This window comes from Streptomyces sp. NPDC006235 (assembly GCF_040613735.1).
In the GTDB taxonomy this organism is placed as follows: Bacteria; Actinomycetota; Actinomycetes; order Streptomycetales; family Streptomycetaceae; genus Streptomyces.
Genome location: NZ_JBEXSR010000043.1, coordinates 51,664 through 74,517, shown reverse-complemented (window position 1 = coordinate 74,517; position 22,854 = coordinate 51,664). Strand labels below are relative to the sequence as shown.

Below are 22,854 nucleotides of genomic sequence, written 5' to 3'. Positions count from 1 at the left end.
CGGAGGGCTCAGCGATCCGCCGGACCGCTGAGCCCTCCGCGCTCCGCCGGACCAGCCGCCCGTTCCGCAAGCAGCGCGTCCAGTGCCCGGTCCAGGACGGTGAGCAGGTACTCACGCTCCTGCGGGGTGTAGAGCATGCGCAGCGCCAGCCCGTCGGACACCGCGATCACGGCATCGGCGAGGACGGCCGCCCCGCCGCCGTGCCCGGCGGTCTCCAGCCAGGCGGCCAGTGCCTGACGGATGTCCTGGTCGACCTGCTGCCGGATCGCGGCGAGGCGGGGGTGGTGCGCCGCGTACACGGCGAAGGAGAGCTGCGTCGTGGCCTCGGCCCGCCGCTCCACGTCCAGGGGAAGCGTGGCCAGGATCAGCTCCCGCAGCGCGCGCCGCAACGGCAGCGAGGTGTCCACCCCGGCCATCCGGCGCTCCACCCGCTCGCCGACCAGCTCGGCCGCGAAGGCGAGCATCTCGTCCTTGGTGCGGAAGTACTTCTGCACGGCTCCGGCGGACCGGCCGGACGAGGCGGCCACGGTGCGCACGCTGACCTCGTCCAGGCCGCGGTCGGAGACCAACTGGAGCAGGGCGGCACCGATCTGACGCCGCTGCTCCTCCCGGTCGACGGTCTTGGGCATCGTCATGGCTCCCTTTTGAGATACAGTCGTATTCTAAAGCGCCGTCAGGTCGGGTGCCCCACGGTGCCCGAGAGGGGACAATGATGGACGACCGACACGAGCCCGCCCCGCCCGCGCTGCGGGTCTCGGACCGCGACAGGGACAAGGCGCTCGCCGTACTGGCCGCGGCGCTGGCCGAGGGCCGGCTCGATCCGCCCGAACACGAGGCCCGCGCCCAACGGGCCCTCCAGGCCCGCACGACCACCGAACTGGCCGCCCTGACAGCCGACTTGCCCTCCCCCGCGCCCACCCGCGCCGACCGGAACCGCAAGGACCTCCAGGACTGGCTGACCGAATGGCGCTACTGGCTGGGCGGAGCGGTGATCCTCTCCGCCGTCTGGGCCGCCCGCTGCGCCCAGCGGGGCGAACTGACCCACTACTGGCCGGTCACGCCGCTGGCGGTGTGGGCGGCGGTCCTGATCGCCCTCGCGATCTGGCCGCGCGGATCGGACGAGGCCGAGGACTGACCCGGCCGCGAGCCGACGGGTCGGCCGCCGGCGACCCCCGGCGGCCGACGGTCCAAGGTTTCCTGAATTCAGGTATTGATGTACTGTCGCGGAGTGCTGACTGTTGCCCCCGACATCGAAGTGCTGGCCCGGTTCGGCCGCGCGCTCGCCGACCCGATCCGCTGCCGCATCCTGCTCGCGCTGCGCGAGGCCCCGGCCTATCCCGCCGATCTCGCCGACACACTCGGCATCTCGCGCACCCGGCTCTCCAACCACCTCGCGTGTCTGCGCGACTGCGGACTGGTCGTCACCGCGCCCGACGGCCGCCGCACCCGCTACGAACTGGCCGACGAGCGCCTCGGGCACGCGCTGGACGACCTGCGCGCGGCCGTGGTGGCCGTCGAGACCGACCGCACCTGTGCGGAGGCCGACGACAAGGGGTGCTGCTGATGACGGCGATATCCCTCGCCCCCTCACCGGCCCGCCGAGAGGAACTCGCCCGGCGCATCCGGCTGCTGGTCGCGGTGACGATCGCCTACAACGTCATCGAGGCGATCGTCGCCCTCACCGCCGGCACCCTCGCCTCCTCCACCGCCCTGATCGGCTTCGGCCTGGACTCGGTCATCGAGGTCTCCTCCGCCGCCGCGGTGGCCTGGCAGTTCTCCGCCCGTGAGCACGCCGTGCGCGAGGCGCGGGAGAAGACGACCCTGCGGATCATCGCGGTGTCCTTCTTCACGCTCGCCGCCTACGTCGCTGTCGACGCCGTCCGCGCGCTGACCGAGGCGGGGGCGGGGGAGGCGGAGCGTTCCGTTCCCGGCATCGTGCTCGCCGCCCTCTCCCTCGCGGTCATGCCGTTCCTGTCGGCGGCCCAGCGCCGCGCGGGCCGTGAACTCGGCTCGGCCAGCGCGGTCGCCGACTCCCAGCAGACGCTGCTGTGCACGTACCTCTCGGCCGTGCTCCTGGCCGGCCTGGTCCTCAACGCCACCCTGGGCTGGTCGTGGGCCGACCCCATCGCCGCCCTCGTGATCGCGGCCATCGCCGTCAAGGAGGGCCGCGACGCCTGGCAGGGCAAGGGCTGCTGCGCCCCCTCGGCCGGGCCGGCCCCGGTCGCCGGCGCTGACGCGGACGCGGAGGCGGACACGGACGGAGCGTGCGACTGCCGCCCGGGCTGCGCTTGCTGCGCCTGACCCCGCCCGGGTCACGGCACCATCGGCGGATCAGCAGCAGCCGCCCGAGGCGACCGGTTCCCCGGCGCCGGTTCCGCCCGGTGCCGGGTCGGTGCAGCAGGCACTGCCCCGCTGCTTGGCCAGGGAGTCGGCGTCGGCCTTGACGACGTACACCTCCCAGGGCTCCCCGCCGGGGCCGCGGACCCAGACCTTGTCCTGGACGGCGTAGCAACAGGTCGTGTCGTTCTCCACGTCGGTGGTCAGGCCCGCCTCGCCCAGACGTGCGGTGGCGGCGTGCACCGCCTCGGCCGTCCCGACCTCGACGCCGAGGTGGTCCAGGCGGGTCGTCTCACCCGCGGTGCCTTCGATGAGGACGAGCTTCAGCGGGGGCTCGGCGATGGCGAAGTTGGCGTAGCCGTCGCGGAGTTTGGCGGGTTCGGTGCCGAAGAGCTTCGTGTAGAAGGCCACGGACTCGGCGAGGTCGGGAACGCGGAGGGCGAGCTGGACACGGGACGTCATGGCGAACCTCCTGGAGTGAAGGGGGACTTCAGCAACCGCCGGACGGGATGGCCGGGGCGCCGGAGCTGATCTGCAGGGGGGCCGGGGCGCCGGTGCTGATCTGCGGGGTGGCCGGGGCGGCGCAGCAGCCTCCGCTCTCGGCGGCGGCCGTGTCGGGCTCGTCGAACAGCCCGGCCCCGCCGCACACACCCGTCTCGGGCAGGGTCAGCTCGACCCGCTCGGCGGCTTCACGGTCACCGGCGAGCGCGGCGGCGACGGAGCGGACCTGCTCGTAGCCGGTCATCGCGAGGAACGTGGGGGCGCGGCCGTAGGACTTCATGCCGACCAGGTAGACGTCCTGCTCCGGGTGAGAGAGCTCGTTCACGCCGTGCGGGTAGACGGTGCCGCAGGAGTGGACGTTGGGGTCGATGAGCGGGGCCAGGGCGGTGGGCGCCTGGAGACGGTCGTCCAGACTCAATCGGAGCTCGGAGAGGAAGGACAGGTCCGGGCGGAGACCGGTCAGGACGATCACCTCGTCGACCGGATCCAGGCGACGCCCGTCCTCGGTGACCAGGACCAGCCGGTCCCCGTCCCGCTCGACGGCCTGCGTACGGAACCCGGTGACCGCGCTCGCGTGGCCTTCCTCCACCGCGGCCTTGGCGCGCAGGCCGAGGGCGCCCCGAGCGGGCAGCTGGTCGGCTTCCCCGCCGCCGAACGTGGAGCCGGTGATACCGCGGCGCAGGACCCACACCGCGTGGGTGCCCGGCTCCTCCTGCGCCAGGTCGGCGAGGGCGGCGAGCGCGGTGAAGGCGGAGGCTCCGGAGCCGACGACGGCGGTGCGCCTGCCCGCGTACCGGGCGCGGACGACCGGGTCGCCCAGGTCGGGGACGCGGTAGGAGACGTGGCCGGTGGCGGCCCTCTCGCCGAGAGCGGGCAGCCCGTCGGCGCCCAGCGGGCCGGGGGTGGACCAGGTGCCCGAGGCGTCGACGACCGCGCGGGCGCGGATCCGTTCCTCGCGGCCGCCGGCCGACAGGACGTGCACGGCGAAGGGCTGCTCGTCGCGGCCGGAGTCGACGACGCGGTCGCGTCCGGCGCGGGCGACGCCGGTGACGGTGGCGCCGTAGCGGACCTTGTCGCCGAGGACGTCGGCGAGGGGCTGGAGGTAGTGCTCGGCCCAGTCTCCGCCGGTGGGGTACGTGGAGCCGTCGGGCCGGGTCCAGCCGGTCGGGGCGAGGAGCTTCTCCGCGGCCGGGTCGATGACCTCCGACCAGGTCGAGAACAGCCGCACGTGCGCCCACTCGCGCACGGCCGTGCCGGCCGACGGCCCGGCTTCCAGGACCAGCGGTTCGATGTCCCGCCCGATGAGGTGGGCGGCGGCTGCAAGGCCGACCGGCCCGGCTCCGATGACCACGACGGGCAGCTGACCTGTGGGCACCTGACCTGTGGGCAGCTGACCAGTGGGCACGCTGTCGCTCGACACGGACACGAGATTCCCCTTTGACTCGACTGATTCGACATCTGTCGATGGCTTGTGCTGCCAGCGTCCCACCTGCTTCGACAGTCGTCAACATAGACATTTATCGAATCCATGCCCGCCCATGCCTCTGGCCTCTTTGGTTAGACGCATGTCAACATAGATGCATGCCGAACACGCGAGTGCTGCCGCTGCTGGACACCGAGGTCTCCGCGGTCTCCGAGATCTCCGAGGTCACCAAGGCCCCCGAGGCCGTGGCACCGTGCTGCCCGCCCCTCACGGAACGTCCGTTCACCGCGGACGAGGCGGAAACGGCCGCGCGGATGTTCAAGGCCCTGGGGGACCCGGTGCGGCTGCGGCTGTTCTCGGCGGTGGCCTCGCACGAGGGCGGCGAGGCGTGCGTGTGCGACATCTCCGACGTCGGCGTCTCGCAGCCGACCGTCTCGCACCACCTGAAGAAGCTGAAGGAGGCCGGCCTGCTGACCTCCGAGCGGCGCGGAACCTGGGTCTACTACCGCGTCGAGCCGTCCGTGCTGTCCGCGATGGGCAAGCTGCTGACCATCCCGCCGGCCGCAGCCTGACCCACCCCGGAAACGCGATCAGGCGGAGCTGTTGGCGCTGAACTTCCGCCGCCAGGCCAGCGACACGTACACGAGTGCCACCAGGACCGGCACCTCGATCAGCGGCCCGACCACGCCCGACAGCGCCTGACCGGAGGTCACGCCGAACGTGCCGATGGCGACTGCGATGGCCAGCTCGAAGTTGTTGCCGGCCGCGGTGAAGGCGAGGGTCGCGGTGCGGTCGTAGGCGAGGCCGATGGCCTTGCCGAGGGCGAAGGTGCCGAACCACATCACCGCGAAGTACACCAGCAGCGGCAGCGCGATACGGGCCACGTCGAGGGGCTGCGAGGTGATCGTCTCCCCCTGCAGGGCGAAGAGGATGACGATCGTGAAGAGCAGCCCGTACAGCGCCCACGGCCCGATCGCGGGGAGGAAGCCGTTCTCGTACTTCTCCCGGCCGAGCCTGCGCTCACCGACGCGGCGGGTGAGGAAGCCGGCCAGCAGCGGGACGCCGAGGAAGATGACGACGTTCAGGGCGATCTTCCCCATGGAGATGTCCAGCTGCTCCCCCTCGCCCAGACCGAGCCAGCCGGGCAGCAGATCGAGGTAGAGCCAGCCCAGCAGACCGAACGCCACCACCTGGAAGACCGAATTCAGCGCGACCAGAACCGCTGCCGCCTCGCGGTCACCGCAGGCGAGGTCGTTCCAGATGATGACCATCGCGATGCAGCGCGCCAGCCCGACGATGATCAGGCCGGTGCGGTACTCGGGCAGGTCCGGCAGGAACATCCAGGCCAGCGCGAACATCACCGCCGGCCCGACGAGCCAGTTGATGACGAGCGAAGAGACCATGAGCCTCTTGTCGCCGGTGACGGCGTCGAGCTTGTCGTAGCGGACCTTGGCCAGGACCGGATACATCATGATCAGCAGGCCGATGGCGATCGGCAGGGAGATGCCGCCGATCTCGACCTTGGCCAGAGCGTCATCGAGACCAGGGACGGCACGCCCCAGACCCAGCCCGACGGCCATCGCGGCGAGGATCCACACGGCGAGAAAACGGTCGAGCGTCGACAGCTTCGCGACGACCGAGGACTCCTCGACGGTCGCGGCTGCTTCGGTGCGGGTCACGGGCAGGCCCTCTTCTTGCCGGCGGCGGTGCGTGCGGACTCGGCCAGGTCGGCGAACTGCCCGGCCAGCCGGGCGATGACGTCCGGGCGCAGCTTGTAGTACATGTACCGCCCGCACGGCTCCGTCTCGACGACTTCCGCCTCGCGCAGCACTCTCAGATGGTTGGAGAGGTTGGTCTGCCGGGCACCGGTCTCCTCCACCAGGTGGGTGGTGCACAGCGTCTCTTCCGCGAGCAAGGTCACGATCCGCATCCTGAGCGGATCGGCCAGGACCCGGATCAGATCAGTGTCGGCTGATGTCAGCATGGGCTGATACTTTCACACCAGTGAACCGCTGAGGAAGGAAGAACCGATGCCCTCCAGCCCGCTCGCCTCCGTACTGTTCGTCTGCGTCCACAACGCCGGGCGTTCCCAGATGGCCGCCGGCTTCCTCCACCACCTCGCGGGCGACCGGATCGAGGTCCGCTCCGCCGGCTCCGCCCCCGGCGACCGGGTCAACCCCGCCGCGGTCGAGGCCATGCGGGAGATCGGCATCGACATCGCCACCGCCAAGCCGAAGATCCTCACCACCGAGGCCGTCCAGGCGTCCGACTACGTCATCACCATGGGCTGCGGCGACGCCTGCCCGGTCTTCCCCGGCAAGAAGTACCTGGACTGGTCCCTGGAAGACCCGGCGGGCAAGGGCGTAGAGGCCGTCCGCCCCATCCGCGACGAGATCAGGACGCGCATCGAGGCCCTGATCGCGGAAATCGACGCCGGGCCCGTATCCGGTCCTCGCACGTGAAACCACACACGCCGAGGGGGGCCCCACCACAAGCGGCAGGGCCCTTCGACATCGTGCCTGGTGCGGCATTGGCGGAGGCATTCTGACCTGAGACTTGTCCCTCTAGTCGAACAGCACGAGACGCGCGTGAGCCACTTCTCGCTCACCTCGACGCGAGAGGCCTTATGACACAGCAGCTCAGCAAGCCTGCGCTCCCCGATCTGGAGCGCCATGCCGGCTTGCTCACGCCTGGCCGTAGAGACTCGCCAGGTCGACGAGGTGGATGCTCAGCGAGTTCTCGGTGGCGGCGTGCGCTTTGTCGTTGAAGCCTGCTCCGCTGAAGCACAGCAAGCGGGTGCCGGTGGTGTCGTAGCGACCGCCCTGAGCGATGAGATCGCGGATATGCATGAGGCGTTCGATGTGAGCGGCACCCATCGTGTCGTTCCACTTGGCTTCCCCGATGGCCAGGAGCGGCGGCTTGTCGTGACCGTCGGGAATGCCGACGACGGCCACGTCGACCTCGTGACGGGACCGGGCTTTGGGATCATGGACGACGCCGTGGCCGACACGGGCGGGCAAGCCGCCGAGCAGATCCGGATCGGCGTGATGCAGGGCCCAGTCGCGGCAGACCTGCTCGAAGTGGGGCCCCAGCACGTTGCTGACGAAGCGGCGGCGACTGGCCTGCCAGACCCGGGCAGCGCTGCCGGGGCGCTCCAACTGGTCCCATACCGGGCGCATGATGGCGTGGTAGAAGGCGACCAGTGGCTCGGCGATGCGGTACGTGGGCCGGTTGTCGCGGAAGACGTCCGCGTCGCGGTACAGCAGTCCGGCATCTTCGAGGACGTTGATGGGGTGTGCGATGTCGGTGGCCTTGCGGTCCAGATAGCCGGCCATGCCGCCGCGGGTGGCGTTGCCGTCGGCGACGGCGGCGAGCACGGACAGATACAGGGCGGTGTCCCGAAGGTCGGGTTCTTCGGCCAGCAGGTAGCGGGCTTCGCGGAAGAGGGGAGTCTCGGGGTTGAGGACTGTGCGGACGACCCAGTCGTCGAAGTCGTCCGGTCCCTCGGGCGTGTCGCCTCGCGCGAACTCGCGTCGGTACGCGGGAGTGCCGCCGACGATCGCGTTCACCTTCATGGCCAGGTGGGGATCGCTGATCCCCCAGAACTCGGCAGCGAGCAGGTGGTCGAGGGGGCGGACGACCAGCTCCAGCCCCGCCCGTCCGCGCAGCGGGGCGTTGCCCGACAGCAGTCGCCCCATGAAGGACAGCGCCGAACCGCACAGCAGTAGCCGGGTGCGGGAGCCGGTTCGCTGGTCACGCAGAGGGCGCAACGCCTCCTGGATGATCGACGGCAGCTCCGGATTGGCCTTGGCGAGGTAGGGAAACTCGTCGATCACAACGGGGACAGGCCGCTCGGAGCCCAGGGCGAGCAGTGCGTCGACCGCCTCCGCCCAGTTGGCGAAGTGGAAAGGGCTGGCAGGGCGGACGTGGTCGGTCAGGGCGCTACTGATCCGTCGCAACGACTCGGCGTCGGCGGCCTCCGTGGCACCGAAATAGAACCCTCCGGCGACACGACAGGCGGCGTCCAGCAGGAACGTCTTCCCTTGGCGGCGGCGCCCGGAGACGACACCGAGGGTCGCGCCCGGCCTCGGATCGTTGATGAATCGCCTCAGCGCCGACCACTCGTGGTCCCGGTCGAACATCTCGGCAGGCTTGTCCACGTCTCACCCCGGGAAGATAGGACTACGCTTCTATAAACCATACTCCTACATCCTGGCCCTGAAGTGCACAGCGGCGGATGCTGCTCAGTGATCGCCGCGCGAGCTGCACCGCGCGGGAAGAGCACCTTGACGGACAACGCCGAAGGGCCCCACCGCGAACGGTGGGGCCCTTCGACATCGTGCCCGGTGAGGCACTGGCGGAGGATACGAGATTCGAACTCGTGAGGGGTTGCCCCCAACACGCTTTCCAAGCGTGCGCCCTAGGCCTCTAGGCGAATCCTCCGCCGGAAACATTACATGACCGAGAGGAGTGCTCGCGAACTCGTTCCCTGCCCCGGTCATCAGGTAGCCTTGGCGCAGCCCCTCACGCGGCGCTATCTGACTGAACTCCCCCAGGGCCGGAAGGCAGCAAGGGTAGGTTGGCTCTGGCGGGTGCGTGGGGGGCGTCTGCGTTCCGGGGGACCGGGGTTCTGGTCCCGGGTTCCGGGGTTCCGGGTTCCGGGTTCCTGTGGCGGGGTCGGTTGTCAGTGGGCGCCTATAACCTCGTATGCGTGTCGTCTCTCGCTCTGTACCGCCGCTATCGCCCGGAGACCTTCGCCGAGGTCATCGGGCAGCAGCACGTCACCGACCCGTTGCAGCAGGCGCTGCGCAACAACCGGGTCAACCACGCGTACCTGTTCAGCGGGCCGCGCGGCTGTGGCAAGACGACCAGTGCGCGCATCCTGGCGCGGTGCCTGAACTGCGAGCAGGGTCCTACGCCCACGCCCTGCGGTGAGTGCCAGTCGTGCCAGGACCTCGCGCGCAACGGGCCCGGTTCCATCGACGTCATCGAGATCGACGCAGCTTCCCACGGTGGTGTGGACGACGCCCGTGACCTGCGGGAAAAGGCCTTCTTCGGCCCTGCGCGCAGTCGGTACAAGATCTACATCATCGACGAGGCCCACATGGTCACGTCGGCCGGCTTCAACGCGCTGCTGAAGGTCGTCGAGGAGCCGCCGGAGCATCTCAAGTTCATCTTCGCGACCACGGAGCCCGAGAAGGTCATCGGGACCATCCGTTCGCGGACCCATCACTATCCGTTCCGGCTCGTCCCGCCCGGAACCTTGCGGGAGTACCTCGCCGAGGTGTGCCAGAAGGAGGCCATCCCGGTCGAGGACGGCGTCCTCCCGCTCGTCGTGCGCGCCGGTGGCGGGTCAGTGCGTGACTCCATGTCCGTCATGGACCAGCTGCTGGCCGGCGCCGCCGAGGACGGTGTGACGTACGCCATGGCGACCGCCCTGCTCGGATACACCGACGGCTCCCTCCTCGACTCCGTCGTCGAGGCCTTCGCCACCGGTGACGGGGCCGCGGCCTTCGAGGTCGTCGACCGCGTCATCGAGGGCGGGAACGATCCCCGCCGGTTCGTAGCCGACCTGCTGGAGCGGCTGCGCGACCTGGTGATCCTCGCCGCCGTCCCGGACGCGGCCGAGAAGGGGCTCATCGACGCCCCCGCCGACGTCCTCGAACGGATGCAGGCCCAGGCAGGCACTTTCGGCGCCGCCGAGCTGAGCCGGGCCGCCGACCTCGTCAACGAGGGCCTGACCGAGATGCGCGGCGCCCACTCGCCCCGTCTCCAGCTGGAGCTGATCTGCGCCCGCGTGCTGCTCCCCGCGGCCTACGCCGACGAGCGGTCCGTCATGGCCCGGCTGGACCGGATCGAGCGCGGCGTGAACTTCTCCTCCCAGGGCCCGGCCGGCATGCCCGCCATGGGGTACGTGCCGGGGCCCGAGGGGCATGGGGCAGCGGCGGCTGCTCCGGCGGCTGCTCCCGTTCCGCCGGGTGGCGGTCCGGCCGCGGCCCGGGCGGCGGTCCGGGCGTCCGGTGCGCCGGGTGGTGGGGGCCCAGGGAGCCCCGGCCCCGGGGGTCCCGGTGGCAGCGGCAGTGGCGGTCATCCGGCGGCCGACGGCGGGCATGCGCATGTCCCCGCTGCGGCGGGCCAGGAAGCGCAACAGCCGGCGGTTACGGGCACGCCCGCTCCCACCGGGCTCACCGGGCCCGCCGCTCACACAGATCCTGGCGAGCCCGCGCCCGCCGGCAGCCCGGGCAACGGTGGGCACGCCCAGCCTGCTCAGCCGCCCCAGACTCCCGCTCCCTCCCACGCCCCCGCGGCCGCCTCCGCCCCGGCCCCCGGCGCCTGGCCCACCGCGGCCTCCGCCGGCAGCGGCCGTCGCCCCGGCGGCTGGCCCACGGCCGCGTCGGGAGCCCCATCCCCCGCCCCGGCATCCGCATCCACACCCGCGTCGACCCCCCCGGCAGCGAGCGCCCCGGCCCCGAGCGCGCCCGCACCCAGCAGCCCCCCACCGGCGTCCTCGGCCCCCGCCCCGGCACCGGCCGCGCCCGCCCCGGCACCCGGCGGTCTCGACCCCCGCATGCTCTGGCCGAACATCCTGGAAGCGGTCAAGAACCGCCGTCGCTTCACCTGGATCCTGCTCAGCCAGAACGCCCAGGTGACCGGCTTCGACGGCACCACCCTCCAGCTCGGCTTCGTCAACGCCGGTGCGCGCGACAACTTCCTGAGCAGCGGCAGCGAGGACGTGCTGCGGCAGGCGCTGGGCGAGCAGTTCAACGTCCAGTGGAAGATCGAGGCGATCGTCGACCCGTCCGGCGGCTCCGCGCCGCAGGCCCCGGGCGGCCCTTCCGGATTCGGCGGCGGCCAGGGCGGTCACGGCGGCGGCACCGGTGGCTACGGCGCTGGCGGCGGTGGCGGCTACAACACCGGCGGTGGAGGCGGCGGCTACAACGCCGGCAGCGGCGGCGGCACGGCGACCGCCCAGCGCCCCGCCCCATCCCAGTCGACGGCCCCCTCCACCCCCGCCCAGCAGTCGAGTACGCCCACTCGTGGCTCCGCCCCGGCCCCCGCGTCCACCGCCTCCGTACCCCAGCCCTCCGCCCCGGCGCGCCGATCCGTCTCCGTCGAGGACGACATCCCCGAGGACGACGATCCCGACCTCGACGAGTCGGCCCTCTCCGGCCAGGAGCTGATCGTCCGGGAGCTGGGGGCGACGGTGGTGGAGGAGTTCTCGAACGAGCCCTAGCCACCCGGCCGAGCCCCGGCCACCCGGCCGAGCCCCGGCCACCCGGCCGAGCCCCGGGCGCCCGACCGAGCCCTGGGCGCTCCACCAAGCGCCAAGCACCCGACCGAGCCTGGCCGCCCGGCCCAGCCCTAGCCGCCCGATCCAGCCCCACCGGTGAGCGGCCCGAGCGACCAGCCAGAAACCCCGTTTCAGAGGAACCTCCAACCCGACATCCCCACCCCCTTCGGAAGCCCGCACAAAGGGAACCCGCCACCTCCCGTTAGGCTGACCCCCGTGAAGGTCCTCGTCATCGGCAGCGGCGCCCGCGAACACGCCCTGTGCCACTCCCTGTCCCACGACCCCGACGTCACCGCGCTGCACTGCGCCCCCGGCAACGCCGGCATCGCCGAGGTCGCCGAGCTGCACCAGGTCGACGCCCTGGACGGCACGGCCGTCACCACGCTGGCCACGCGGCTCGGTGCGGACCTCGTGGTCGTCGGCCCGGAGGCGCCGCTGGTCGCCGGTGTCGCCGACGCCGTCCGCGAGGCCGGCATCCCGGTCTTCGGCCCGTCCGGGCAGGCCGCTCAGCTCGAGGGCTCCAAGGCGTTCGCGAAGGACGTCATGGCGGCGGCCGAGGTGCCCACGGCACGGTCGTACGTGTGCACGACCCCCGAGGAGGCCGCCACGGCCCTCGACGCCTTCGGCGCCCCGTACGTCGTCAAGGACGACGGGCTCGCCGCCGGCAAGGGCGTCGTCGTCACCGACGACATCGAGGCCGCCAAGGCGCATGCCGCAGCCTGCGAGCGCGTGGTCATCGAGGAGTACCTCGACGGCCCCGAGGTCTCCCTGTTCGCCGTCACCGACGGCGAGACGGTCGTGCCGCTCCAGCCCGCCCAGGACTTCAAGCGCGCGCTGGACGGCGACGAGGGCCCGAACACCGGCGGCATGGGGGCGTACTCCCCGCTGCCGTGGGCCGACCCGAAGCTGGTCGACGAGGTGATGCAGACCGTCCTCCAGCCGACCGTGGACGAGATGAAGCGCCGCGGCACGCCGTTCTCCGGCCTGCTCTACGCCGGTCTCGCGATCACCTCTCGCGGCGTACGCGTGATCGAGTTCAACGCCCGCTTCGGCGACCCCGAGACCCAGGTCGTCCTGGCCCGGCTGAAGACGCCGCTGGCCGGTCTCCTGATGGCCGCGGCCACGGGCAACCTCGCCCACCTGGAGCCCCTGCGCTGGAGCGACGACGCGGCCGTCACCGTGGTCATCGCCTCGCACAATTACCCCGGCACCCCGCGCACCGGCGACCCGATCACCGGTCTCGACGAGGTCGCCGCCCAGGACGCCCCGCACGCGTACGTGCTGCACGCCGGCACCAGGCGCGACGGTGACGCGATCGTCAGCGCGGGCGGCCGCGTCCTGTCCGTCACGGCCACCGGCAAGGACCTCACCGAGGCCCGCGACCGCGCCTACACGGCCGTCGGCCGCATCCGCCTCGACGGCTCCCAGCACCGCACGGACATCGCCGCGAAGGCGGCAGGCGCGTAACCGACCGACCGGCCATCCCGGCACCCGGCGTCACCACCACGCGCCACCCGGCGTCACCCTCGCCGCCACCACGCGGCACCACCACCACGCGCCACCACCCGGCGTCACCACCACGCGCCATCACCCGGCGTTCATCACCCAGGTCCACCACCGGGCGTCACCACCACCCGTCAACCCGGACACCCTGCGTCACACCAACGTGGGAAGCCACCCCGCTCGATGAACCCCACGGGCCCCGGATCCGTCTCAGGATCCGGGGCCTGAAGTTTTCGGTATGCCGGGCCCGATCCTCGCTGTCCGTCATCCACCTTTCCCCAAAGCCATTCCATCGAGTGACCGATGTCCTATCCGGCTGACGGGGGGTGGAGCCCCAACTAGGGTGCGGCGCAAGCGTTCCGGCACTTGGCCCACCGGCATTGCGATGTCAGTGGCGGGTGCCACAGTGGGGGAGTGAGCAAGGAAAGCGTCAGGTCAACGGGGAGGGGGTGAGGTCGGTCGTGACCGGAATGGGTGTGGAGGCAGGCGCGCAGGCCGCGCGGGCACGAGCACTGGTCGTGCTGCGCATCCGCAGCCGCGCGCTGGCCGTCGCCCTGCTGCCCGCCGCCGTCGCCGTGATCCTGCTCGCGGGCGCCGCCACCGGCCGCCTCACCGGCCCCGGCTGGGATGCCGTCCGCTGGATCCTGACGCCGGTCGCGGTCCTTGTGCTGCTCGCCGCCGCCGGTGTGGCCCTGGTCGTCGCCCGGGCGCGTCCCGCGATGAGCCCGACCATCCCGATCGCCGAGGAGTCGGCCCCGGACCTGTACCGGATGGTGCGCGACCTCGCCGACCGCCTGGACGTCCCCGCGCCGTCCGCCATAGCGCTCACGCCGGACTGCGACAGCTGGCTTGAGGACCGCACGCACCGGGCCCACGGCCCGCCCCCCGCCGAGGAGCACGACGACATAGCGGGCGGCGGCAGACACCCGCACCGCCGGCAGCCTGTCGCGCCGGTCCTCGTGATCGGCTCGCCCTTCCTGTGGTGGATGCGAGTCGGCGAGCTGCGTGCCGTCCTCGCCCCGGTCGTCGCCGGTACGGGCCCTTCGGCGCACCCCGACATAGCCGCCGCCCGGCGCTTCGTCCGAGGCCTGGACGCCGCGGTGGCCGTGGCGTCGGCTCCGGATCGCCGGTCGGTGTCGCGGGCCGTGCTGGCCGGGGTCGGCTGGGTGGCCCGGCTGCTGCTGCGCAGTTGCCGTGTGCACGTCGCCGAGATGGAGCGCGGCGTGGCGGCCGCGGCCGCGGAGCGTGCACAGGCTGTGGATTACGGGCTGCGGATCGTCGCCCAGGAGCAGGTGGGCCTGGCGTACGCGGGCTGGGACCGGCTGCTGACCCGGGTCGCGCTGCCCGCCTGGCGGATGGGCCGCTGGCCGTCCCGGCTGGACGCCGGTGTGGTGGCGGCGCTCACGGAGCTGTCCCGGCGCGACCGCCTGGCCGAGGGCTTCGCGTCCCGGCTCGGTGAGCGGCCCGCCTGCGATCTGCTGGAGGAGCCGGGCGCGGTCGACGAGGCCGCCTCCCTCCTCGCCGCCCGCCTCTTCCACGGCGGCCCGGCGGGGCCCGGTCCCGACTGGTCGCCGGTGGGCTGGAGCGACTATCCGGAGGAGGTCGTGGACCGCAAGTGGCGCATCGACGCGGCTCGGCTCCACCGCGTCCTGGACGACATGGGCGTCCGCCCGGCCCCGGGGAGTACGGCCCCGAACACCGGCGGCCCGACGCTGTCCCGCGTCCTCGACCATCTGACGGACCAGGCCGGAGAACCCCCCTTCGCCACCCGGAGTCCCGAACCACCCCCGGACGACGAAGAGGACCTCGCGGGCACGACCCCCCGCAGCGCCACCCTCGCCGCCCGGCTCAGCGCCGAATTGTCCCGCGAGGAAGCCACCGCGACGCCGGGCCCGCCGACCGCCGCCACCTCGGCCCCGGCCACCTCGGCCACCACCCCCTCGACCACAGCCACCTCGGCAACCACCCACCCGGCGACCACCCCAGCCACCGCCCCCACCCCCGCGGCCGTCCCACCCACCAGCCCCCCGGCCACCCCGCCCCCCGCAGCCCTCTGGGACGACCGAACCCTCCCCCTCTCCCCCCTCCAGCCCCCGCGCACGGCCCGTGAACTGCTCGCCGACCACCTCACGGCGATGATCTGCTGCGCCGCGATGGACACCGCGGGCGCGACACCGGGCCTGGACTGGCTGGACGGCCCGACCCTCCTCCACAACGGCGAGCGCACCGCCGACCTGGCGCCCAAGGTCCTCACCCTGATCGAGGACGGTGACTCCACGCCCCTGCGGGCCTGGCTGGCCGAGCTGGGGATACGGCCCGAGAAGCCGGTCCGGCTCGGCTGACCGCCGGGGCCGGCTCCCGGAGCACCGGCTTCCGCTTCTGGCCAATTCGAAACGAACAGTAACGAAGTGCGCGCATTATGTGATGTGCTTGAACCGTTCGCGCACATGGCAAGGGCTTGCGACATACGACAAACACATAGGCACGAAGGAACCACAGGGGTCGCAGCTCACCACACAGCACGCACAGCCACGGGGGCGAAGGGGAGGGGAAGCAACCATGGGCTCGGAGCAGATCCGCCGCTGGGAGTCGGGAGCGCTGGCGCACGCCGTGACGGATCCCTTCGGCCAGGGCCCCGTCCCGTGGCTGCGCGGAAACGTGACGTACTTCGACGACAGCGGCCAGGTCGTCCCCTGGTACGTGGACCAGGACCCGGCCCAGTCCCCGAAGAAGGGCAGCCGCTCGAGCGGCCCCCGCGCGGCCGACGACGTCCACGGCCAGATCAAGGGCTTCACCTCCACCGGCGCGGTCGCGCCCGGCGAGGCCATCGACTTCCACATCACCGTCGACCCGCCCCAGGAGTTCGGCGTCGACATCTACCGCATCGGCCACTACGGCGGTGACGGCGCCGCGAAGATCACCACCAGCCCGCGCCTGTCCGGCATCGTGCAACCCCCGCCGCTCACAGCGGACCGCACGGTCTCCTGCCACCATTGGTGGCTGTCCTGGCGGCTCCAGATCCCGTCGCACTGGAACGTCGGCGCGTACGTCGCCGTCCTCACCACCGCCGACGGCTACCGCTCCCACGTCCCGTTCACGGTCCGCGACGACCAGCCCGCCGACCTGCTCCTCGTCCTGCCCGACATCACCTGGCAGGCGTACAACCTCTACCCGGAGGACGGGCGCACCGGCGCCAGCCTCTACCACGCCTGGGACGAGAAGGGCCGTCTGCTGGGCGAGTCCGAGGCCGCCACCACGGTCTCCTTCGACCGACCGTACGCGGGCGCGGGCCTCCCCTTGCACGTCGGGCACGCCTACGACTTCATCCGCTGGGCCGAGCGCTACGGCTACGACGTCGCCTACGCCACCGCCGCGGACCTGCACGCGGGCCGTGTCGACCCCACCCGCTACCGCGGCCTGGTCTTCCCGGGCCACGACGAGTACTGGTCGGCCGCGATGCGCGGTGCCGTGGAGCGCGCCCGCGACGCCGGCACCTCGCTGGTCTTCCTCTCCGCCAACTCGATGTACTGGCAGGTCGAACTGGGCCCGTCCCCGTCCGGTGTCCCCGACCGCCTGCTGACGTGCCGCAAGCGCAGGGGCCCCGGCAAGCCGGTGCTGTGGCGGGAGATCGACCGGGCGGAACAGCAGCTCATCGGCATCCAGTACGCCGGGCACGTCCCCGTGCCGCACCCCCTGATCGTGCGCAACGCGGGCCACTGGCTGTGGGAGGCGACCGGGGCGCACGAGGGGGACGAGATCGAGGGCCTGGTGGCGGGCGAGGCCGACCGCTACTTCCCGCGCACCCCGCTGCCCGAGCACGAGGAGCGGGTGCTGCTCGCCCATTCGCCGTACACGGACAAGGAGGGCACCGCCCGCCACCAGGAGACGTCCCTGTACCGCGCCCCCTCCGGCGCCTGGGTCTTCGCTTCCGGAACGTTCGCCTGGACCCCGGCCCTGGACCGCCCCGGCCACGTCGACGCCCGCGTCCAGCGGGCCACCGCAAACCTCCTGGACCGCATCTGCAAACGCGACTGACCCACTGTCCGGGATCAGCCCCGCATACGGGAGAATCAACCCCAATGGACAGAACCACGGGGAGGAACCGTGTCCGGATTCGTAGAGAAGCCCGAGCCGATCCAGGTTCCGGGCCTGGTGCATCTGCACACCGGCAAGGTGCGCGATCTGTACCAGAACGAGGCGGGCGACCTCGTGATGGTCGCCAGCGACCGCATGTCCGCATACGACTGGGTGCTGCCGACCGAGATCCCCGACAAGGGCCGGATCCTCACCCAGCTCTCCCTGTGGTGGTTCGACCAGCTCGCCGACCTGATCCCGAACCACGTCCTGAGCACGGAACTTCCCGCGGGCGCCCCCGCCGACTGGGAGGGCCGCACCCTCGTCTGCAAGTCGCTCCGGATGGTCCCCGTGGAGTGCGTGGCCCGCGGCTATCTGACCGGCTCGGGCCTGGTCGAGTACAACGAGTCCCGTACGGTCTGCGGCCTCGCCCTCCCGGAGGGCCTGGTCGACGGCAGTGAACTGCCCGCCCCGATCTTCACCCCGGCGACCAAGGCCGCAGTCGGCGAGCACGACGAGAACGTCTCCTACGAGGAGGTCGCCCGCCAGGTCGGCGCCGACACCGCCGCCCGGCTGCGCCAGGCGACCCTCGCCGTCTACTCGCGGGGCCGGGACATCGCCCGCGAGCGGGGCATCATCCTCGCGGACACGAAGTTCGAGTTCGGCTTCGACGGCGACTCCCTGGTCCTCGCGGACGAGGTCCTGACCGCGGACTCCTCCCGCTTCTGGCCGGCCGACGAGTGGCAGCCGGGCCGGGCGCAGCCGTCGTACGACAAGCAGTACGTCCGCGACTGGCTGACCTCGGCGGAGTCCGGCTGGGACCGCGAGAGCGAGCAGCCGCCGCCCGCGCTGCCGCAGCAGGTCGTCGACGCCACCCGCGCCAAGTACGTGGAGGCGTACGAGCGCCTGACCGGCACGAGCTGGGTATAGGGCCCCAGGCAGAACACGGAGAAGCCCCCCGGCCGGAGCCGGGGGGCTTCTCACTGGAGCGAACGACGAGGTTCGAACTCGCGACCTCAACCTTGGCAAGGTTGCGCTCTACCAACTGAGCTACGTTCGCATGCGCCGTGGCGCGGGAACCACTATACCCAACCTCGCTCCCGCGCGAGCCGCACCGCGGCATGTCGGTTCTCCGCCCCGAGCTTCGACACGGCCGACGACAGGTAGTTCCGTACGGTCCCCTGCGACAGCGCGGCCCGCTCCGCGATCTCCACCACGGGCGCACCGTCCGCCGCGAGTTCCAGCACCTCGGCCTCCCGGGCGGTCAGCGGCGAGTCCCCGGCGGCGATCGCGTCGGCGGCCAACTCCGGGTCGACGTAACGGTTCCCGGCGTGCACCGTGCGAATGAGCTCCGCGAGCCGCTGCGCACTGACGGTTTTCGGCACGAACCCCCGCACCCCGGCCTCCAGCGCCCGCTTCAGATGCCCGGGCCGCCCGTGGCTGGTGACGATGAGCACCCTGCAGCCGGGCAGTTCGGTGCGCAGGGATGTGGCGACCTTCACACCGTCGGCGCCGGGCATCTGGAGATCCAGGACGGCGACGTCGGGCTTGTGGGCCCGGGCCATCGCCAGTGCCTCCGGCCCGGTGGCCGCCTCGGCGACGACCGTGAGGTCGTCCTCCAGCGACAGCAGCGCGGCGAGCGCCCCGCGAATGAGGTGCTCGTCGTCGGCGAGCAGCAGCCGCACGGGCTCCACGGCCGTCATGGCGTGACCTCACTCACAGCAGGCACAGCGGCGAGGGGCTCGCCAGGGGCGGACTCCGACGGCAGCGGGATCTCCGCCGCCAGCCGGAACAGCCCCTTGCCCGCCGGCCCGGCCTCCAGCGTCCCGTCGATCTGCGCCAGCCGCTCCCGCAGCCCGGCGAGCCCGGAGCCGGCCGCCCCAGCCCCCTCTGCGGCCTCCGTGACCCCGTCGTTCTCCACCGACAACACCACTCGCCCCTCCTGAACCCCGAGCCGCACCGCACACCACCGCGCGTCCCCGTGCCGCAGGACATTCGTCGCGGCCTCCCGCACCACCCACCCCAAGGCGGACTGCACCCCGGCCGGCAGCCCCGCCGAGGTCCGCCCGCTCACCGTGCAGTCGATACCGGCCGCGGTCAGCACCCCTTGCGCACCGGCCAGTTCGGAGGCGAGATCCGCCTCCCGGTAACCACGCACGACCTCGCGGACCTCCCGCTGCGACTCGTGCGCGAGCCGCTGCACCTCGACCATCTGCGCCGCGGCCTCCGGCCGCCCCCGCTGGGCGAGCTGCACGGCCAGCTCGCTCTTGAGCGCGATCACGGCGAGGTTCCGCCCCATGACGTCGTGCAGATCCCGCCCGAACCTGAGCCGCTCCTCGGCGACCGCGAGCCGGGCCCGGGTCTCGCGGGCCTCGTCGAGTTCGTAGACGGCGTTGAGCAGCCACACGGAGAAGACGGCCGCGAAGGCGATGCACATGCCACCGATCAGCACGATCAACGCGGTGAAGAACGCCGTGAGGGCGGAGGCACCGAGCGCGAACGTCACGACCCAGGTGCCCGCCGCGAAGCCGGCCGCGATGCCGAAGGCGCGCCGCCGGTCGCGAACGCCGAGCGCGATGATGCCGGGCCCGAAGACCAGGATCACTCCGAAGACCCCACCGGCGGCGGTGTCGACGCTTTCGCCGGCGGGCCCGCGCTCGGCGATCCCGAGCGCGGCGACGGAGACCGCGGCGGTGACGGCGGCCAGTGTCCACATCAGCCCGACGGGCTGGGGCCTGCGGCCCCGCGTCCAGTCCACCGCCCGCGACACGGTCACGAAGGCGATGGTGGCGTGCACGGCCACCACCAGCATGACGGCACCGCCCAGCCGTGCCCCCAGCGGGGCCACGGACGTGAAGCCGACGGAGAAGAACTCCATCACCGCGAAGAAGTAGAACGACCACCGTGTGTAGGTCTCGACCTTCTGCGGTGTGCTCTTCCGCCGCCACCACCTGCCCGGCCCGCGCATCAGCCCGTCACTCCCCCTTCGGTCAGCGCCGCGGTTCCCAGCGGAACCACCGCCGTACAGCAAACACCGCGACGACGATCCAGGCCATCGCCGTCGCGAGGGCGCCGAGCGCCTCGTACGCCGACAGATCGCCGGTCCAGCCGCCGCGCACCAAGGTGATGACCGGCGTCAGCGGCAGGAGTTCGCAGACGGAGGCCAGCCGGTCGGGCATCAGCTCCAGCGGGAAGAACATGCCGGAGCCCATCATCGAGACGAGCAGCAGCGGCATGGGCGTGGCCTGTGCGCTCTCGCCGGTCCGGGTCACGGCGGCGGTGGCCGCGGCGAGGGCCGCGCACATCACGAGCCCCAACAGCAGTCCGGCTACGGCGAGATGGGGCGCGGACGGCGCGGACAGGTCCAGCAGCACGGTGCAGCCGGCCACGAGCAGCAGGCACTGCGCGAGTCCGGTGAGGGCGGCGGGCAGCGCGGAGCCGGCCAGGATCTCGACGTCCCGCAGCTCACCGGTGCGCAGCCGCTTGAGGACGAGTTCCTCCCGCCGGACGACGTACGTGCCGACGAGCACCGAGTAGACGGCGAACAGCAGGGAGAAGCCGACCGCGGCGGGCAGCACCAGGGTGCCGGTGTTCAGTCCGGCTCCGGCGAGGTCCATCTCCTGGGCCGCCGACCGCACGCTGAAAGGCATCACGAGCGGTACGACCAGCGCCGCGACGAGCGCGCCCCTGGTCCGCCCGAGCAGGGTCAGTTCGGCGCGGGCGAGAGCGGTCATCCGGCTCAGCGCAGTGGTCGCCGCCGGTGCCGGGCGGGGCGTCGTGGTGAGGGCGCTCATACCGCGTACTCCTTCGTCGTCGTTCCCGTGGTCCGGCCCGCGGAGACCTCCTTGGCGATGCGGAGGAACGCCTCCTCCAGGGAGGCCGACCGCACGTCCAGGCGGCGCAGTTCCACCCGGGCCCGCGCGGCCCACGTCAGCAGGTCGGTGGCCGTCCGCTGGAGTTCGTGGGTGCGCAGCCGGACGGTCCGGCCGTCGGTCTCGTGCCCGCTCACGCCCAGCTCGCCGAGCGGCGGGAGATCGCCGACGAAGTAGCCGTCGGGCAGTTCGAAGGAGATCCGCGACGGTTCCGCGGCGGTGACCTCGGCCGGGGTTCCGGTGGTGGCGATGCGGCCCTCGTGCATGATCGCCAGCCGGTCGGCGAGGTTCTCGGCCTCTTCCAGGTAGTGCGTGGTCAGCAGCACCGTCGTCCCGCCGTCGCGCAGCGCGCTCACCAATTCCCAGGTGTCGTGGCGGCCTTCGGCGTCCAGGCCGGTGGTCGGCTCGTCCAGGAAGAGCACCTCGGGGTCGCCGAGCAGCGCGAGCGCCAGATCCAGCCGGCGCCGCTGCCCGCCGGACAACTGCTTGACCCGGATGCCGGCCTTCGACTCCAGTCCGACCAGCGCCAGGGCCTCCGCCGGCGGCCGGGCCCCGCTCACGCACCCCGCCCACATCCGCGCGGTCTCCGCGACGGTCAGCTCGGACGGGAAGCCGCCTTCCTGGAGCATCACGCCGGTGCGCGGCCGTACGAGGGCCCGCTCCGTGTACGGGTCGTGCCCGAGGACCCGGACCCGGCCGGCCGCGGGCGCCGCGAGTCCCTCCAGCAGTTCGACGGTCGAGGTCTTGCCCGCGCCGTTGGTGCCCAGCAGGGCGAAGATCTCCCCGCGACGTACGGAAAAGGTGATTCCGCTTACCGCCTCGAACCCGCCCCCGTACACACGCCGCAGGTCAGTGACCTCAATCACGTGTTCGTGTCCGTTCGTTTCCATGCCTTCAGCGTCCCGGCCCCGCAGCCGGGGAAGCAGTGCGCACTGTCATCACTCGGCATGACAAATGTCAGAAGCAAGGATCAGAGGCGAGGAACGGAAACACGAAGAAGACCCCGGTCCATCAGGACCGGGGTCTCATTCCCGAGCGGACGACGAGGCTCGAACTCGCGACCTCAACCTTGGCAAGGTTGCGCTCTACCAACTGAGCTACGTCCGCATGTGCTCCCGATCGCCAGCCTGAAACAAGCACGGCCACCGATCGGTGCGGGCACCAGCCTACCTGATCCACAAGAGTGGTCGGTACTGGCGATGCAGAGCGGGTGACAGGAATCGCACACTGCGCCTTCCCCCTGGAAGGGGGATGTTCTACTACTGAACTACACCCGCATGTTTCCGTGAGCCGGGCCTTTCGGCCTCGCCCCTCGGCGTGCTCCAGACTCTAGCTGATCAGCCGGGGTGCTGCGCAAGTCGGTTGCCGCGAGGGGCGGGTGAGCGGCCGTCCGCCGGGCCTCACCGGGCCGTCACTGGGCGGCGGTGAACGCCTCGTAGATCTTCTTGGGGATGCGCCCGCGCGCGGGGACCTCCATCTTGTTGGCCTGGGCCCAGGCCCGCACGGCCGACGGGTCGGGGGCGACCTCCGTCTGCCGGTACGCCCTGCCCGAGCGGGACCGCTTGCGGCCGGCCTCCACGTAGGGCGCGAGCGCCTTCCGCAGTTCGCCGGCATTGACTTCGTTCAGATCGATCTCGTACGACTTGCCGTCCAGTCCGAAGGCGATCGTTTCCGCCGCTTCCGAGCCGTCGATGTCGTCAAAGAGAGTGACCACGACCTTCTGCGCCACGAATATCGGTCCCTTCCTGCGGCACTTGCCAATTCATTTCTACAGTGCCTGACAATGCAATGTGAAACCCGACTAAATCTGTCCGCGTGTCCGAACGCAATAGGTTTCGGGTGTCGACCCGGAA

The 22,854-nt window shown here is 71.8% G+C and carries 21 protein-coding genes, 4 tRNA genes and 1 other RNA gene; 11 read left to right on the top strand and 15 right to left on the bottom strand.

What is annotated here, in order from left to right; all coding sequences use genetic code 11:
* Positions 1 to 8 precede the first annotated feature (8 nt).
* Positions 9 to 629, bottom strand: coding sequence for a TetR family transcriptional regulator C-terminal domain-containing protein (locus ABZ192_RS35305; RefSeq protein WP_356928561.1), 621 nt, complete (start codon positions 627 to 629; stop codon positions 9 to 11).
* Between the two features lie 83 nt (positions 630 to 712).
* On the opposite strand from ABZ192_RS35305, the gene ABZ192_RS35300 reads away from it, so the two are divergent.
* The 3 genes from ABZ192_RS35300 to ABZ192_RS35290 all read left to right on the top strand — a co-directional run bounded on the left by ABZ192_RS35300 (position 713) and on the right by ABZ192_RS35290 (position 2,301).
* Positions 713 to 1,135, top strand: coding sequence for a DUF1707 domain-containing protein (locus tag ABZ192_RS35300; protein WP_356928560.1), 423 nt, complete (start codon positions 713 to 715; stop codon positions 1,133 to 1,135).
* Between the two features lie 93 nt (positions 1,136 to 1,228).
* Positions 1,229 to 1,564 carry a metalloregulator ArsR/SmtB family transcription factor gene (locus ABZ192_RS35295; RefSeq protein ID WP_356928559.1) on the top strand — a complete coding sequence of 112 codons (336 nt, stop codon included), beginning with the start codon at positions 1,229 to 1,231 and terminating at the stop codon, positions 1,562 to 1,564.
* The gene (locus ABZ192_RS35290; protein ID WP_356928558.1) at positions 1,564 to 2,301 is read left to right on the top strand and encodes a cation transporter; all 738 of its coding nucleotides are present in this window, start codon (positions 1,564 to 1,566) and stop codon (positions 2,299 to 2,301) included. The genes ABZ192_RS35295 and ABZ192_RS35290 overlap by 1 nt, the downstream gene beginning before the upstream one ends.
* Positions 2,302 to 2,331: 30 nt before the next feature.
* Here the strand turns inward: ABZ192_RS35290 and ABZ192_RS35285 are convergent, their stop codons facing one another.
* Positions 2,332 to 2,799: an ArsI/CadI family heavy metal resistance metalloenzyme gene (locus ABZ192_RS35285; protein WP_356928557.1), complete on the bottom strand. Its 468-nt coding sequence runs from the start codon at positions 2,797 to 2,799 to the stop codon at positions 2,332 to 2,334.
* A 28-nt stretch (positions 2,800 to 2,827) separates the two neighbouring features.
* Positions 2,828 to 4,258 (bottom strand): NAD(P)-binding domain-containing protein, encoded by a 1,431-nt coding sequence (locus ABZ192_RS35280; RefSeq protein WP_356928568.1) that lies wholly within the window; start codon positions 4,256 to 4,258, stop codon positions 2,828 to 2,830.
* A gap of 161 nt (positions 4,259 to 4,419) precedes the next feature.
* Here ABZ192_RS35280 and ABZ192_RS35275 point away from each other — a divergent pair, with 161 nt between their 5' ends.
* The gene (locus tag ABZ192_RS35275) at positions 4,420 to 4,833 is read left to right on the top strand and encodes a metalloregulator ArsR/SmtB family transcription factor (protein WP_356928556.1); all 414 of its coding nucleotides are present in this window, start codon (positions 4,420 to 4,422) and stop codon (positions 4,831 to 4,833) included.
* Positions 4,834 to 4,851: 18 nt separating this feature from the next.
* On the opposite strand, the gene arsB is transcribed toward ABZ192_RS35275, so the two are convergent.
* On the bottom strand, positions 4,852 to 5,940 hold the full coding sequence (gene arsB, locus ABZ192_RS35270) for an ACR3 family arsenite efflux transporter (protein WP_356928555.1): 1,089 nt from the start codon (positions 5,938 to 5,940) through the stop codon (positions 4,852 to 4,854).
* Positions 5,937 to 6,245, bottom strand: a complete 309-nt coding sequence (locus tag ABZ192_RS35265; protein WP_356928554.1) for a metalloregulator ArsR/SmtB family transcription factor — start codon at positions 6,243 to 6,245, stop codon at positions 5,937 to 5,939. The genes arsB and ABZ192_RS35265 overlap by 4 nt, the downstream gene beginning before the upstream one ends.
* 46 nt (positions 6,246 to 6,291) lie before the next feature.
* On the opposite strand from ABZ192_RS35265, the gene ABZ192_RS35260 reads away from it, so the two are divergent.
* A complete protein-coding gene (locus ABZ192_RS35260) occupies positions 6,292 to 6,723 on the top strand; it encodes an arsenate reductase ArsC (protein WP_356928553.1) in 432 nt (143 codons plus the stop codon).
* Positions 6,724 to 6,945: 222 nt separating this feature from the next.
* Here the strand turns inward: ABZ192_RS35260 and ABZ192_RS35255 are convergent, their stop codons facing one another.
* Both ABZ192_RS35255 and ABZ192_RS35250 read right to left on the bottom strand, forming a co-directional pair.
* Positions 6,946 to 8,421, bottom strand: coding sequence for an ATP-binding protein (locus ABZ192_RS35255; RefSeq protein ID WP_356928552.1), 1,476 nt, complete (start codon positions 8,419 to 8,421; stop codon positions 6,946 to 6,948).
* A gap of 195 nt (positions 8,422 to 8,616) precedes the next feature.
* A tRNA-Ser gene (locus ABZ192_RS35250) sits at positions 8,617 to 8,704 on the bottom strand.
* Between the two features lie 72 nt (positions 8,705 to 8,776).
* Here ABZ192_RS35250 and ffs point away from each other — a divergent pair.
* The 6 genes from ffs (at position 8,777) to ABZ192_RS35220 (ending at position 18,059) form a co-directional block, all read left to right on the top strand.
* Positions 8,777 to 8,873, top strand: an RNA gene (gene ffs, locus ABZ192_RS35245) — signal recognition particle sRNA small type.
* A 99-nt stretch (positions 8,874 to 8,972) separates the two neighbouring features.
* Positions 8,973 to 11,495 carry a DNA polymerase III subunit gamma and tau gene (locus ABZ192_RS35240; protein WP_356928551.1) on the top strand — a complete coding sequence of 841 codons (2,523 nt, stop codon included), beginning with the start codon at positions 8,973 to 8,975 and terminating at the stop codon, positions 11,493 to 11,495.
* Between the two features lie 273 nt (positions 11,496 to 11,768).
* Positions 11,769 to 13,019, top strand: coding sequence for a phosphoribosylamine--glycine ligase (gene purD / locus ABZ192_RS35235; RefSeq protein WP_356928550.1), 1,251 nt, complete (start codon positions 11,769 to 11,771; stop codon positions 13,017 to 13,019).
* Between the two features lie 506 nt (positions 13,020 to 13,525).
* Positions 13,526 to 15,397: a hypothetical protein gene (locus ABZ192_RS35230; protein WP_356928567.1), complete on the top strand. Its 1,872-nt coding sequence runs from the start codon at positions 13,526 to 13,528 to the stop codon at positions 15,395 to 15,397.
* A 217-nt stretch (positions 15,398 to 15,614) separates the two neighbouring features.
* Positions 15,615 to 17,090, top strand: a complete 1,476-nt coding sequence (locus tag ABZ192_RS35225; protein WP_356928549.1) for a N,N-dimethylformamidase beta subunit family domain-containing protein — start codon at positions 15,615 to 15,617, stop codon at positions 17,088 to 17,090.
* A gap of 69 nt (positions 17,091 to 17,159) precedes the next feature.
* On the top strand, positions 17,160 to 18,059 hold the full coding sequence (locus ABZ192_RS35220) for a phosphoribosylaminoimidazolesuccinocarboxamide synthase (RefSeq protein ID WP_356928548.1): 900 nt from the start codon (positions 17,160 to 17,162) through the stop codon (positions 18,057 to 18,059).
* A gap of 54 nt (positions 18,060 to 18,113) precedes the next feature.
* On the opposite strand, the gene ABZ192_RS35215 is transcribed toward ABZ192_RS35220, so the two are convergent.
* The 8 genes from ABZ192_RS35215 to ABZ192_RS35180 all read right to left on the bottom strand — a co-directional run bounded on the left by ABZ192_RS35215 (position 18,114) and on the right by ABZ192_RS35180 (position 22,730).
* A tRNA-Gly gene (locus ABZ192_RS35215) sits at positions 18,114 to 18,189 on the bottom strand.
* A 22-nt stretch (positions 18,190 to 18,211) separates the two neighbouring features.
* Complete coding sequence (locus ABZ192_RS35210) at positions 18,212 to 18,832, bottom strand: response regulator transcription factor (RefSeq protein WP_356928547.1); 621 nt, start codon at positions 18,830 to 18,832, stop codon at positions 18,212 to 18,214.
* Complete coding sequence (locus tag ABZ192_RS35205) at positions 18,829 to 20,097, bottom strand: histidine kinase (RefSeq protein WP_356928546.1); 1,269 nt, start codon at positions 20,095 to 20,097, stop codon at positions 18,829 to 18,831. The genes ABZ192_RS35210 and ABZ192_RS35205 overlap by 4 nt, the downstream gene beginning before the upstream one ends.
* Positions 20,098 to 20,119: 22 nt before the next feature.
* On the bottom strand, positions 20,120 to 20,923 hold the full coding sequence (locus ABZ192_RS35200; RefSeq protein WP_356928545.1) for an ABC transporter permease: 804 nt from the start codon (positions 20,921 to 20,923) through the stop codon (positions 20,120 to 20,122).
* Positions 20,920 to 21,891, bottom strand: coding sequence for an ABC transporter ATP-binding protein (locus tag ABZ192_RS35195; protein ID WP_356928544.1), 972 nt, complete (start codon positions 21,889 to 21,891; stop codon positions 20,920 to 20,922). The genes ABZ192_RS35200 and ABZ192_RS35195 overlap by 4 nt, the downstream gene beginning before the upstream one ends.
* A gap of 144 nt (positions 21,892 to 22,035) precedes the next feature.
* Positions 22,036 to 22,108: transfer RNA gene (locus ABZ192_RS35190), tRNA-Gly, on the bottom strand.
* A 98-nt stretch (positions 22,109 to 22,206) separates the two neighbouring features.
* Positions 22,207 to 22,278 (bottom strand) — tRNA-Gly (locus ABZ192_RS35185).
* Positions 22,279 to 22,412: 134 nt separating this feature from the next.
* Positions 22,413 to 22,730: an Lsr2 family protein gene (locus ABZ192_RS35180; protein ID WP_356928543.1), complete on the bottom strand. Its 318-nt coding sequence runs from the start codon at positions 22,728 to 22,730 to the stop codon at positions 22,413 to 22,415.
* Positions 22,731 to 22,854 lie beyond the last annotated feature (124 nt).